The 13,998-nt window shown below is 58.9% G+C and carries 9 protein-coding genes and 1 pseudogene; 1 reads left to right on the top strand and 9 read right to left on the bottom strand.

Annotation, left to right across the window (positions count from 1 at the left end):
• The first annotated feature begins 16 nt into the window (after positions 1-16).
• Positions 17-1,083 (top strand): annotated as a pseudogene (locus tag NF78_RS05695) (ISKra4 family transposase).
• Here the strand turns inward: NF78_RS05695 and NF78_RS30885 are convergent.
• The 9 genes from NF78_RS30885 to NF78_RS05650 form a co-directional block, all read right to left on the bottom strand.
• The gene (locus NF78_RS30885; RefSeq protein WP_156119666.1) at positions 1,055-1,288 is read right to left on the bottom strand and encodes a hypothetical protein; all 234 of its coding nucleotides are present in this window, start codon (positions 1,286-1,288) and stop codon (positions 1,055-1,057) included. The pseudogene NF78_RS05695 and the gene NF78_RS30885 overlap by 29 nt on opposite strands.
• Positions 1,289-1,460: 172 nt before the next feature.
• Entirely contained in the window at positions 1,461-2,693 is a 1,233-nt protein-coding gene (locus NF78_RS32875; RefSeq protein ID WP_263970553.1) for a PAS domain S-box protein, read from the bottom strand.
• A 260-nt stretch (positions 2,694-2,953) separates the two neighbouring features.
• Positions 2,954-3,976, bottom strand: coding sequence for a glutaminase A (gene glsA / locus NF78_RS05680; protein WP_225885236.1), 1,023 nt, complete (start codon positions 3,974-3,976; stop codon positions 2,954-2,956).
• A gap of 26 nt (positions 3,977-4,002) precedes the next feature.
• A complete protein-coding gene (locus NF78_RS05675; protein ID WP_035985258.1) occupies positions 4,003-4,761 on the bottom strand; it encodes a MinD/ParA family protein in 759 nt (252 codons plus the stop codon).
• Positions 4,762-5,273: 512 nt separating this feature from the next.
• Entirely contained in the window at positions 5,274-8,237 is a 2,964-nt protein-coding gene (locus tag NF78_RS05670; RefSeq protein ID WP_081972517.1) for a filamentous hemagglutinin N-terminal domain-containing protein, read from the bottom strand.
• Positions 8,238-8,435: 198 nt separating this feature from the next.
• Positions 8,436-9,167, bottom strand: a complete 732-nt coding sequence (locus NF78_RS05665; protein WP_081972516.1) for a DUF928 domain-containing protein — start codon at positions 9,165-9,167, stop codon at positions 8,436-8,438.
• Positions 9,168-9,261: 94 nt separating this feature from the next.
• Positions 9,262-11,574, bottom strand: coding sequence for a CHASE2 domain-containing protein (locus NF78_RS05660; RefSeq protein ID WP_035985256.1), 2,313 nt, complete (start codon positions 11,572-11,574; stop codon positions 9,262-9,264).
• Positions 11,575-11,578: 4 nt separating this feature from the next.
• Positions 11,579-12,709, bottom strand: a complete 1,131-nt coding sequence (locus tag NF78_RS05655) for a DUF1822 family protein (RefSeq protein ID WP_052049851.1) — start codon at positions 12,707-12,709, stop codon at positions 11,579-11,581.
• A gap of 19 nt (positions 12,710-12,728) precedes the next feature.
• Entirely contained in the window at positions 12,729-13,901 is a 1,173-nt protein-coding gene (locus NF78_RS05650) for a sigma-70 family RNA polymerase sigma factor (RefSeq protein ID WP_035985255.1), read from the bottom strand.
• Positions 13,902-13,998: the final 97 nt, after the last annotated feature.

Genomic DNA, 13,998 nt, shown 5'->3' with positions numbered 1-13,998 from the left:
CCTAAAGGCCTAACTGATGACCCCTGAGAAAGCCACCCAACTCAAAACTCATCTCGCAGCAATCGCTCAATTGCTCTACGAGGAGAGCGATCCGGCTGACATGCAGACTCTAGAGGGCATTGAGATGACCGTGCGTGAGCAAATTCAGGCGCATGTCAGCCCAGAACTCGGCCATTTTTTATCCGCACGGTTAGCGGCACAGCAGCCGGACGCACACGACAGTTGAAAAGTACCTTGGGCCAGTTGAGCGTCACTACTCGTCAAGCGGAACGGCTTGCGGTGCCTGCCCATCGCCAGTTAAGCCCTCATTTAGAAAACTGTTGCCTGCGTGTGAGTGCAAATGTTTCTTACGAACAAGCCGCCCAAGATGTCGCCTATTTGACGGGCATCCGGGTTCCAGCCAAGACTCAGCAGCGCTTGGTGCATCAGCAGACATTCCCTCACCCAAAGGCTAATGAGGCCTTGAACGAACTCAGTGTAGATGGCGGCAAAGTGCGTATCCGAACCCCGCTGGGAGAGATTTGCCAGTGAAGAGACTACAAAGCCATCGCCACCGAAGGCGGAACCGTAGCGGCTTATCACGAGAATGCCGTCCTCATTGATTGGGCGAACCAGCAACCCTTAGCGTCCCCCATAACCTGTTTAGGGGATGGCCATGACGGCATTTGGAATATCGTGGCCCAGATTAAAACTCCAGAGGAGCGCCGAGAAATTCTCGACTGGTACCATCTGGTTGAAAACCTTCATAACGTGGGCGGGTCGCTCAAACGACTCCATCAAGCCGAAGCGTTCCTGTGGCAGGGCAAGGTCGATGAAACCCTAGCCCTCTTTGGACCCTTGAGCAAAAAGCAGGCCCAGGCCTTTTGTAATTACCTCCGCAAGCATCGCCACCGCATTGTCAATTATGACTATTATCAACGCGAGCAAATCTGCTCGATTGGCTCAGGGGCGGTTGAATCGGCTATCAAGCAAATCAGCCGCAGAGTCAAAATCTCAGGGGCCCAGTGGAATGAGGACAATGTTCCCCAGGTGCTGGCCCATCGTTGTGCTTATCTCAATGGAGCCATTGGGTTACAAAGGTGACATGCTCCCGAATCAACCGAGCCTCTTCGTAGTGGATCTGCCCTTCGACTTCAAGCTCGTATTCATAGACTTGGAGTTGCCCGCTTTCTAAGGCCCGATGAACGTAGGTCATGCGCTCGGCGGCTTTGTCATAGGGCATGACATCAAAGATGCTAATGCCGATTTTGAGGCGGTTGGCGTTTAGAACTTTGGTCGTAGACCCCATGCTGAACCCGGTGCACCGTCCATTTCGATCAATACGCATCAATAGGTCAGGAATTGCACTAATGATTGCTTGATTAGTCCGCTGAGACTGTAGCAATGCTGCCTCGACAGTCGCCACAGGACGGTTCATCATGATCTGAAACAAGCGCGCCAGATACCGTTTCACAGCGAAGTCAGCCCCAGAACTCGTCTAAGTTAATCACCGACACCTCCTGTTGCACTTCCTGGAAATATCTGCTGGCGGTCAGGGTCGCAACTTCTTCGGCTCGTTTCTGATGGTCGATTTCAATTTGTAATTCCTTCAGCTGTTGCCGGAGCTGATCCTCACGTCTTTTACGTTCGGTAATATCCTGCACGATGCCTTCGTAGTAGAGGGCTTCACCATTGCTGTCTCTAACCAGGCGGGCATCAATCTGCGTCCAGATAATGCTGCCGCCTTTGCAGTAGCAGCGGTACTCAAAGTCTTTGACGGTGCCATACCGTTCGATCGCCGCAACAAATTCAGCCCGCCGTTCAGCATCCACATAGAGCTGGTCTGAGATATTGGTAATGCTCTCGATCATTTCGCGGGGCGAGTCATAGCCGTAGATTTTGGCCAGGGCCGGATTGACGTTGATGAAGTAACCCTTGGGGGAAGATTGAAAGATCCCTTCCACGGCGTTTTCAAAGATGCTGCGGTAGTTTTCTTCGGCAATGCGGAGGGCGGCTTCGGCCCTTTCGCGCTCGGCGATGACGTTTGCCACTTGCTGAAAGCCTCGGGCGAGCTGGCCCAGTTCATCGGGGCGATTGGCGATGGGGTCGAGGTCTGCGGTTTGAAAGTCACCCTTTTCCAAGGCCGCCGCCGCCTGGGTGACATGGTTCACCTCAATGAGGTAGTCGTGCATTTTTTGGTTCATGGTGGCCAGCTCATCCAGGGCCAGGCGCAGCTCTAACTGGTTGATCACCTGCTTGGACAAGACCCTCAGAGCGTCTTGTTGCTCGGGCGTGAGCTGGCGAGTGACGCGATCGATGACGCAGATGGTGCCCAGGGGGTAGCCGTCGGGGGTGACCAGGGGTGCCCCGGCATAAAACCGAATGTGGGGATCGTTGGTGACCAGGGGGTTGTCGGCAAAGCGCTCGTCCTGCAGGGCATTGGGAATAATTAACAAATCTTCTGGCTCCAGCAGGGCGTGGGCACAAAACCCAAGTTCTCGAGTGGTTTCGCTAGCACCGAGTCCGCACTTGGCTTTAAACCAGTGGCGGGTGGCGTCTACAAAGGTAATTAACGCGATGGGGCTTTCGCAAATTTGGGAGGCCAGGGTGGTGAAGTCGTCAAAGGCCTGCTCTGCCCCCGTATCTAAGATTTGATAGCGGTGCAACGCGTCGAGTCGAGCCTGTTCATTGGCCGGAAGTGCCGCAACCTTCATAGAAAATCCTTGGAAATCTTTAAAGAATCTGAGTCAGATTGGGGCACATCCCAATTTGGAGAAAAAAGCTATCTGTCATTTTGTAGCTTGGTTCCCACAGGATACGCCGTGCTAGTGCAGCCATGCCCGAAGGGCTACAGATTCTCGCTCTACTGCTGTAGATGGAGATGCCTTAACGGGTTTTTCTGAGGGAGCTGCTACGCGAACGGCATGTCAGCAAAGTGTTTTTGCAAAATTGAGATGTACTTGTCAATTGAGCCTTACCAATCGTCAATGTTGTTGCCGCCTGCAATCCACTCGGTCAGGTCTTTGTCTGGTGTCGCGGCATTAAACAGATGCAGGCCAAAGTCTCGGGAAAGGTCTTCGCAGACTTTTAGCCCCCGCAGGCTGTTGCCCTTGGCGTCTAACAGCGGTGAGAAGGTGCCGATGCCGAGCTGTCTGGGCACCAGGGCGGTAATGCCGCCGCCCACGCCGCTTTTGGCGGGCATGCCCACTCGGTAAGTCCACTCTCCGGAGCCGTCATACATGCCACAGGTCAGCATGACGCTAATTACATCCTGGACATACTGCTCCTGGATGGCCCGCTCCTGGGTGATGGGGTTGATGCCCCCATTGGCCAGCGTCGCTGCCATTAAGGCCAAATCGCGAGCATTGACCATAATCGAACATTGCTGAAAGTACAAATCCAGAGTTTCATCAATGTTGTCGCTTACCATGCCAAAGTTACGCATCAGGTAGGCCATGGCCCGGTTGCGGAAGCCGGTGGCCTTTTCGGACAAAAACACCGGCACGTTAATGTCTAGCTCTCGGCCGGTATAGCGTTTGAACATATCCAGCACCCGCTTCAGGCGTTCGGTGCCGTTACTACCCTTGATTAAGTCAGCGGTGGCGATCGCCCCCGCATTCACCATCGGGTTGTAGGGTCGGTTGGTCACTTCATCCAGCACAATCGAGTTGAAGGCCTCTCCGGTCGGCTCGACGCTCACCTTGCTGTTGACGTACTCCCGGCCATGATCTTCCAGGGCCAGCCCAAAGATAAACGCTTTTGAAATGGACTGAATGGTAAACAGCTGGTCGCAGTGGCCAACGTCAAAAGTCTGGCCAGCGGTGGTGACCACACAAATGCCAAACCACTCCGGTTGGGCCAGGGTTAGTTCGGGGATATAGTCGGCGATCGCTCCCTGATCAAGCAACTGATACCGCTGGTGCAGTTCGCTTAAATAATTGCGAAAGGGCGACGTAACCGCTGTGATGGAGTTAGCCAGGGACTTCAGATCTCCCATGTTTGACCCGGTATTTGACATCACGCCTAAACCTCCGCAATCTGCTGAGCCACGTTCCGAAACTCCTGGCTAATTGGATGATTTGGGTACCTGACGCAAAACACCCCTTCGCTGGCCAGCTGCACAATTTCTTCTGATAGAGGAAACACCCCCGCTACGGTTTCGTGAAAGGTCTCCTCCACTTTCTGTCGCAGGGCGTCTAAGTTGAGGCTGCTGGAAGCCTTATTAATCGCCAGCATCATTTTCCGCACCTTGAGCTGTCGGGCCACATCGGCGGTGACCGCCGTACCCTGGTAGTCCTGCTTATCGGGCCGCAAAATCAGCAGCAGCACATGGGAAATCGCAATGGATAGAAACGTTTCCTTGGACAGGCCAGGATGGGTATCAATAAACAAATAGTCGAGCTGTAGAGCTTTTACCAGGCTGCGAAAGCCATCGTTCATCAGCCTGACATCGTAACCGTCGTTCAAAATCCGGGCGATGTCGTCGGCCTTAACGCTGGCGGGTACCAAAAAGAGCTGACCGTTCCCGGTAACGTCTACGTTAGCGCTGACGTCGTAGGCCGTCGCTTCAATCGGGCATTCACCCCAGAGGTAGTGATTGAGCGCCTTTTGGGTTTGCTCCGGTTCCAGGCAAAACAGATTGTGAATGCCGGGGGAGGGCAGGTCGGTATCAACTACACCTACCCGATAGCCCTGGGCCGCGACGGTCGTCGCCAGGTTGGCCGTGAAGTTTGACTTCCCCGTGCCCCCTCGATAGGAGTGGACTGAAACTACCTTTGGCATGGCAAAAACAAATGAAACAACGGTGGTAGAAAGGTCGAAGGCGAATGTGATGTTGGGGTTGAAGGCGCGATCGCCTTTTAGGCCGGCCTTTGACCAGTCAAAGAGCCAGCGGCCTCCCAGAAGGCAATGGCTTGCCCCAAGGGACAATACGAATTAATGGAATATACGGCTGACGGGGAGGGGATATGCAGCGTTCAGCGGTGACGGTTAAAAAAACGAGCCTTTGTACCACATCCGAACGGATAACCTCTTTCGGAGTTGACCTATAGCGTCATAGCGTATCTTAATCTGCTGAATGAGGTATGAGATGTTCGTTACCAAATTCCCCAACTCTAAGGAGAATAGTCTTCGGTCATCTCCCTTCCCAGGGGGGCCAGGGGAGCCAACCTCGTGCCTCAAAAGATTGAGATACGACTATTTTATTGATTACAGCCAGGAGCCACCTTCTCCCTGGACCTGCGATGAGGTAACTCCGGGACTGAAAACTTTCGCCTGATCACCGCCGTTCGCCCTCATTCACCCGCACAATTTACTCTGGACGCAAAATAGTCCGGCGCTGCGGTGGCATTGGCCAAGAGCGTCACCGTGCCATCCTCGGCCCTTGTCCAGCTTTGGGCTTCAACGATGGGGGCAGTAGGCTCAGGAGCAGAGGCCGCAGGCGATGGCTCCGCGCCGTCCTCCGTTAGCGGAATGGGGGCCAAATCTTGCCAAATCGTATCGGCGCTGAGGGGATCGGTGGGGTTGGTGGGCAGGCCGCCGCGTCCGGTGACCACAAAGCTGCCCGCTTGCGCCCCCTGGGCGCGACAGCCCTGGGCCAGGGCGGTAGGGGCCGTCTCCGTAGGCAGCGTTACCTCATCCTGGGCAATATCGGGGGTCAGTTCAGTGATGGTGACGGTGCCGCTGTTGCCAAAACGGGAGCTGGCGGTGATGTCGCTGAGGGGGGTATCCAGCACATCGGGGCGAAACTCAATGCCCAGCAGACTGCGGGCGGTAATCGTGACGCTGCCGCCGTCTCCCTCGAAGGCATTGGCGCGAATGTCGCTGTTTTCGATGGGTACGGCTACGATAAAGCCCGTGGGCAGGTTGAGAACAATGTTGCCGCCGTTGCCCCCGGCCCCGGCTGTCCCGGCTTCGGTGGAAATCAGGCTGCCGTTTCTGAGCAGGAGCAGGTCACGGAGATTAAACGATAGGTTGCCGCCATCACCACTCTCGGAACTGGCGGTGATGCGGCTGCTATCCAGCGTTAGCCGATTGGCAGTAAGGGTAATGTTGCCGCCTCCATCGGAGGTGGTGGTTGCGGTCAGGCGGCCATTGCTAGCGAGACGAATCACATCAGCGGTAATGGCAAGGTTTCCGGCAGCCCCGGAGCCAAAGCTGCCAACGGTGACCTCAGCAGTGTCTTGCACCGTTAGCGTATCCGCATTAATCGTGATGGCTCCCCCCGCTCCGCTGGCGGGAATAGACTCAATCTCTCCGGTATTGAAGGAAACCAAAACTTCAGCGCCCGAATTGGCAAAAATACCGCTGATGCTATCGGCGTCTTCGCTAGCAGCGCCTGAGACGAGTACAGTTTGGGCGTCGATAGCAATGGCACCCCCTGCCCCGTCATTCAGGGTGGCGCTGGTAATTTGTCCGCCGTCCCGCAGGGTTAGGTTGGGGGTGGTGATTTGCACACTGCCTGCGGGGGCGTCGGTAAAGGTTCTGGAGCGAACCGTGCTAGACAACAGGCTTGCGCCTAGGGTTTGACTGCCAATAATATCCACCGTTTCGGTGGCGGTAATGGTGACGTTGCCCGCCGGGCCACCCACCGGAATGATGCCAGCCACAGTTCTCACCCCTGAGTCGGCAAACATCAAGGCCCCATCCAGCAGTGCGAGACGCCCGGTGGTAATTTGAATATCCCCTGCGGCCCCGCTGCCCCCCAGGGAAATTGTGGTGATTTGGGTTGGGAAGATGTAGGGCTCGACGCCGCTGCCTTGCAGGGTCACCGACTCTGTGGCGTTGATTACGAGATTGCCCGAATCTTGATCGCTTTGGGTGCCGACGGCAATGGCCCCGTTACCAGCGATGGTGAGGCGGCCTGTATTGATAGTGATGTTGCCCCCGCTACCAGCGGGAATGCCGCCGGTCGTGAGTCCACTGGGGGTGCCTTCGAGGGTGAGCACAGGGATTCCCGACACTCGGCTGCCTCCCAGCAGCCCTGACCCCCTGAGGCTGAAAGATTCGGTTGCTGTAATGGCAATATCGCCGCTGTCGCCTGTGCCAAAGGACTCCGTTGAGACTAAAACGCCTTCATCGATCAGGATGCTTCGGGCAGTCAGAGAAATGTCTCCGGTTCGCCCGGTGGCTACCGTGGTGGTAGCAATGCCGCCAATCTGGCGATCGCTAATCTGCCTGGCCCCCAAAAAGATGGTGAACTCTACCAGCTTGTAGTTTGCGATCGCAGTCCCCACAAGCTCAATCTCATCTGCCGTAACCTCAACACTGCTGCCCGCCCCACTGCCTGAAGTTGCAGCCCCAATGTAAGAGCTACCCAACAGCCGAACCTGATCCGCAACAATGCGAACCCCCCGGCCATCCTCATCGCCCAGAGTGTCAGAAATCAGGGCCGACTGGTCTGTCAGGGTGACCGCTCGGCCCTGAAGTTCAATGGCCCCCCCAGTTATGCCGCTGGCGTTTAAAACCGACCGATTCGAGAGTTGAATGTCGCCATAGCCGCTCACCCCGTCGAAGCCCACCTCAAACCCTGACCCATCTGGGGTGAGACTCAGTTCACTGGCTTCCCTCACCGCTCCAATGTCAATGCGCCCACCGGGGGCCGTCAGTTGCGCTCCCATCAAGGCAACATTGCCGCCAATCAGCGACAGGGACTGCCCTTCGGCTACGGCCACCCCCCCTGGGGCCAGGCTGCCCTGCCCTACAACCCGGATATCCCCTGGCCCATTGCCCAGGCGCAGGCCAATGGGCGCACTCACCGTCAGCAGCGGCGGCACCTCAGGGCTGGCAATACCGTAGACAAACCCGTTGTCAAACCGCAGGCCTTCCCCTGTGCTGGCAAAAAAAGAGCCGCCAATGGCCAACCGAGCATTGGGGCCAAACACGATGCCCGCCGGATTAATCAGGAACACATTGGCGCTGCCCCCCGCCTGAATCGTTCCCTGGAGATCCGAAAGCGTTCCCCCGGTGACGCGACTGATGATGTTGGCGAAGCTGTCCCCGTTGGCAAAGACAACGGTATCGCCCAACGGCACCGAAAACTGGTCGAAGCTGTGGAAAAGATTGCCCCCCCGAGCCGCCCCGCCCGTGATCGTATAGGTCGTGCCACCCAGGGTAACGGCGTTGACAGCCGAGCTTTCCGACTGCAACGTCCCATCTGGCACCACCTGAGCCTGCACTCTCTCAGAGAACCAGCCCGTCCCCAGCATCACAACCGTTCCAGCCAGCAGCCTAGCGATCGGGTTCCAACCGTTCATCATCGCCCCATCTCCCCACTTTTTATATCTATCTCTCGATGAAGCTCCAAAATGCTGCCTTTGGCCCCCCTACCTCCCCGATACCGGGGGGACTGGACTTCAAAGTTCCCCAGAATTGTGGGATTTAGGGGGCTATCGAGAGCAGGTGCTTGATTCTGAAGATTTATGCATAAGCGGCAGCTTCCCTACCCCTGTCCCAGGTCACTCCAATCCCCCGCTCACCAGCACAGCAGGCGACAAATCAGCCAGTCCAGCTTGCCGAAGCAGAGCATCCAACGCTGCGAAATAGTCGGCATTGTCGGGGTCAGCCCGATGGAGCGCCAGGGTTAGAGCCAGCGCTTCGTGCCAGATTCCTGCGGCGACATACTGTCTGGATAGATTGAACTGTTGCTGGGGGGTGAGGGTTTGACCTGATTCAGTCACTACCGTATCAGCCACCCGCGTCACCGTGCCAAACACCGAAACAGAGGCCGACGGACGCGCTGCATCACAGTAGATTGAAAACGTCCAGGAGTAGGTTTCGCCAGCATTCAGCCCAGCGCCTTCGGGGTTGACGGGCAGGGTGAGAATGCCCGAGGGGGCATCGACGGAGACTTGCTTGCGGAAGATATAGTTATCGTCCTTATCCTGCACCACCAGTTCCAGGGCAGTATCGGTGGTGAGGGGCTGCGGAACGTAAAAAAAGAAGTCTGGGGTGGGGCTACTGGTCTGACTCCACACGCGGCCATCTACCACGGGCACCAGCGCCGTCAAATCCTGATAGGCCATGCAGTCGCCGCGAGAGGCACCGCCCCGCTGGCGGCCGGTGGGTGCGCCCTGGTCGGGCGGGGTGGGCAGCGCCTGGGTCACGGGCACCAGGGGCCACCCGAGGGCAACGGCTAACCCCAGCAGGACGGCGGCGGACAGGGGCGATCGCATCACAGCACCTCTCATGGTCAAGCTCCTAGGAATTTGTCCTCAAAGTATGGTGGACGGAGCCCAGAGATTGTTAAACTTGTAACCTTTTGCTCATCAAGGCCTGCTCGGTCTAGCGCAGCCGGACCTGGATGAAAAAGGCGCTGCCGTTCAGGGTCAGCAGGGTGGGCAGCAGGGGAAGCCAACCGCCCGTAAGCAGCACGGCCCAGGCGACTGTGCCTAGGGCGAGGGTCGCCAGCACACAGGCCAGGGCCAATCGGGCCGATTGCCACCGCCAGGCCAGCAGACTCCCGGCGATCGCCCCCAGGGCAATGCACAGCGCTTCGGCCCACTGGGGCCAGACCCAGATCAGGGGCCGCCCATCCTCCACGGCGCTGATCAGTTGGCTAATCATCTGGGCCTGCATGAACACGCCCGCCGTGCGGGTCTGGCCCTGGGCACCGTAGGGGGTTGACCAGTAGTCGCCGCCGCTGGGGGCGGTGACGCCGATGAGGATAATGCGATCGCGCAGCCGCTCCAGATTCACCTGCCCATTCAAAAGCTGCTGGAGAGTAACCGTCGCCGCGATCTGGTCGGGAGCCGCCAGGGCGCGGTAGTTGAGCAATAGCTGGTTGCCGCCGTTGTCGATCCGTTGCAGCCCACCCGTACGCTGGTTGAGCCGGGGAAACACCACATCGCCAATGTGCAAATTGCCCTGGGCTGTGAAGCCGGGCGATAGTCCAGCCTGGTTGAGGTAGTGAATGGCCACCAAGGCTGCAAACCCATAGGACGACTGACAGGGCGAAACCGGATCGGGGGTCAGCGTTAGCAGCTGCCGCCTGACCAGGCCGTCAGATTCTTCAACAAAGTCGCTGAAGCCGACCTGGGCGAGGGGTAGCTCTGGCGGCGGACTGATGCCGACCGAGCCTGCGATCGCATCCCGGCTTTTGCACAGCCCCACCAGATTGGGCTGCTCCAGCGCTGCCACCAGGGCCGGGTCGCTGGCCGGAAAGTCACGGTACAGGTCAAGGCCAACGATTCGGGGCTCACTGTTGGCCAGGATGGTCAGAGCCTGGTGCAGGGTCGCATCGGCCACCGAACCCCGTCGATTTGGGGCGGTTTGAGATTGAATGTCGTTTTCATCCACCGTCACCACCACCAGGCGAGGGTCAGGGGTCTCGGCTGGGCGCGATCGCATTAAGGCGTCGTAGGCCCACAGTTCGGCAGGTTGCAGAAGGCCGACCCAGCGCAGGGCTAAAACCGTGGCGGTGAGGGCCAGGGTTCTCCATACAGTTCGACGCTGGGCGGGTTTTAGTGGAGGCCGCGTCATCGGAGCGGGCTTCACGGGCTGACCCGCTAGCTGGGGCCAGGTGGGGGGCACCTCCGCCGGATTTTGCACAATCACCGGCAGCCAGGCGGCGCAGCTGCCCAGCTCACTCAGCCCATGGAGCTTTTCGCGGGCTTCGCGCACGGCGCTGTAGAGCGGTGTGCCCTGGGCGAATGCGGCTAGAAACCCTTTGAGGAATTGGTGGGCGATCGCATCGGGTACCGGCTCCCGCATCACAATGGTTTGGGGCAGGTGCAGATCGGCCAGATCCCAGGCCAGCCCCAGCCCGTCGCAGGAGTTCAAAATCGCTAGCTGTAAGCCATTAGTGATGGTGCGTTGCAGGGCGTATTTGAGCTGCTCAATGGTCAGTGATTCAGTGGGGTTGACCTGGAGACGGCCCTTTCCCTGGCTGCTGCTGTGTCCCGCAAAAAATAAGATGTCCCACTTGGACTCCCAGAGCTGCTGCTGCAATTCCCTCAGGGTTGGCTGGGCCAGCAGCGTCACCTGGGCAGCGGGGAGCTGGCTGAGAATCTGGCGATCCGTCTCGATGTCTATGCCGGTGTCGTTGCCCAGCACGGCTAGAATTCTGACCGTTCCCGTGGCGTTGGCCTGGGTTTGCTTGAGGGCGCGGCGATAGTCGGGCAGGCTGAGGGAAAGCTCCGCCTGGGGGTAGTCGTCAAACAGCTGCCACAGCCGCCAGGGAAACCGCAGCACTGCTTTGGCGTGGGCCGTGAGCATGACCTGAAGGGGGGCATGGGCTGACAGGTGCGTGCGCAGGCGGCGCTCGATGGGGGCAAAAGTGGCCGCCATCAACCACTGGTTCAAGTCGGTGCAGAGGCTGGTGCAGAGGGTGGCGAATTCTTGATGCGACACATTGGTGAGCGCCCCCGCCTCAAACTCAAAGGGCGATGCCGCCCGTCGCCAGCGGCTTTGGCTGCCGTAGATAGCCTCGTAGAGCTGCTGCCAGCGCTGGTACTGGGCCGCTAGCTGGGGCATCGGCGGCAAGCTGCCGACAAACTGCATGGGTGGCTGCTCATTCTCCCAAAGCTGGGCGGTGACGCTGGCAAAGCCGGTGTGCCATTCGCCCTGGCCCAGATTGAGCAACAGGCGCTGTTCCATCGCATTAGCTGACGAAGTCCTCCTGCACGATAGCATCTGCCAGCTGAATGCTCACCCGAAACCGCTGCCCCGGCGGACAGCGAAAACTGGGTAGCTGAATAACGTTATCGTGCTCCCCTGCCTGTACTGTTTGCAAGGGCTCTGCGGTTTCTGGCAGTTCCAGGGTCAGGGTGACGCCCGCGGGCAGCAGGTCGACATCGGTGGGAAAGAGCTGCACGCTGATGCTGCGGCGATCGTCTTCGGTGGGGGTCACCCGCAGGCCCAGCACCAGGAAACAGCCGGGGGGGCTGAGCCAGATGGCCTTGCCCCGACTGACCGCACTGCGGATGCCAGTGGAGCGAAAGCCCAGGGCTGGCGTGCTGGGCAGCAGCGAGGCCAGCGATCGCCAGCCCGGTTCTACCCAGTCCCTCAGCCAGCCGCTCAGATCCACCGGTCCCCGGCCCTGCTGCCGCTGCCGGAGCTGCCGCCGCCAGTGGTCATCGCTGAGCAGCGCCCCCCACTGCTCAAAGGGAATTTCCAGCCTCGGTTCCACGGCCTGGGCCAGCCGATCGGCCAGGCGCTCGGCCTGGGCCTCGGGTAGGGCAGGCAACTCCGGCAGAGAAATAGTTTGGGGTTGCTCGAGCCGCTGGGCCACCCAGAAGACCGAAAAGTCTTGGATCAGGTCGGCGGCGTTCAGGCTGTAGGTGCGATCGCGCGGATCATACCGTCCCTGGGCCTTCACCTGGGTATAGGTGCCATAGCCCCACAGCACCAGCCGCTGCTCGTCCACATCCACCTGGGCCGCCACGTAGTAGTCCGCCGTCCAACCGGGAATATCGACCCACTCCTGGGGCACCGTCAGCGAACTGGCATCAATCGCCTCACTCAGCATCACTACTAGGCGGCGATCGCCCAACGTCAGAGCCAGCCCATCCACCCACTGCCAGAGATCAACCGCATCGGCGGCGGGCCAGGGGTGAATGGTTTGATCACCCTCGTCCTGCACCCAGGCTTGCAGCGCCGCCAACCCTAGCTGATGCAGATAGACGCGCCAGCGGGCCGCCGGGTCGGCGATCGCCTCACCCTGCTGCCACAGCGCCAGATCGGGCGGCATCGCCAGCACGGGCTGCACCGGATTGTCAAACACCACGCTCATCGAGATCCTCTGCTGTGCTCTAATGCTGTTTTTGATAATGGCGCTGTAACCACTCGTGAATCGCGTCGCTCATACTGGCTAATACGGCAGAATTCAGGGAAATATGCAGCGTTTTCTGACTCCACTGGGCCACATTGGCCAGGAGCTGTTGGCGCACCCGGTTCAGCCGCCGCGATACCTGATACTGCTGAATGTCGAGCTGCTGGGCGATCGCCGTTTGGGTCAGTTGCTCCTGGTAGTAAAACCGCAGCAGGGTTTGATCGGCTGGGGTGAGCGCCGCGATCGCCTCCCCCAGCACCGCCTCCAGCTGCTGCACCCGCCGCCGCTGTTCGGCGTAGGCCTCCGCCGCCAATAGCCGAGCCATCGGCAGGTCGTCGCCGCTCAAACTGTCTAGGGGCGCTGGCGCGATCACGTCAAACTGGGGCTGATCTAGCGATGTCACCTTCGGCACCAGGTGAGACCGGGCCGCTTGCACAATCGGCTGAAGTTTGGCCACCAGATCCTCACCCTCCAGCCGGGCAGGTATAGGACTGAGCTGAACCCGCAGTCGGTTGTAGCGCGCCGCCATCTGTACCAGCTGGTCGGGGGTTGGCGGCGGTAGCGCCCGCACCGATCGCTGCGGATCGAGCCGACAAACCGCTTTGAAACACTGCCAGAGCAGAATGGTCGCTTCTATCTGGGCAATCCCGGCGGCCTCCAGCGATCGCCGAATCTGCACCCGGCTTAGCCGCCGCAGCAGGCCCCAATCGCTGCAAACATTGGCAGCCTGCTGCTGCCGCATCTGGTCGCGAACCACGTTACCGAATGCGGTCTGGGCGTAGGCCCTCAAATCGCTGCCATAGTCAGGGCGGTAGCGCTTGAGAATGCTGGGCGTGTGGGCGATCGCCGTTTGAAACCCATCGGCCAGCGTCCACTGATCGCTGCCAAACCGCTGGGTGATCCGTTGGGTGGCCCAAAAACAGGGTTCCTGGAGATAGGCCTGGAGATGGGCCTCCGCCTGGGGGTGGGTCGGCCAGCATTTGTGCCAGTACAGCGCCCAAAACCCCTCCGATTGGGCAGCCGCGTCAGCCTGGGTCAAGCGGTCTTCCATGGCCTTTTTCAGCCGCCGATCGCTGATCCAACTATCAAAGCGATCGTCCGCGAACCGAATAAACGTTGAAAACAGGTCGATTATCGTATTGCGCAGCTGCATTGCCAAAATCGCCAGATTCAGTCATGGGGGCAGACATGCCTTCAAAATTTGGCTAGAAAGCGTCTGACCCGTGTCAAAAAATAGTCAAATCTCACTT

This window comes from Leptolyngbya sp. KIOST-1 (assembly GCF_000763385.1).
Taxonomy (GTDB): domain Bacteria; phylum Cyanobacteriota; class Cyanobacteriia; order Phormidesmidales; family Phormidesmidaceae; genus Nodosilinea.
This window is presented reverse-complemented; position numbering and strand designations above follow the sequence as displayed.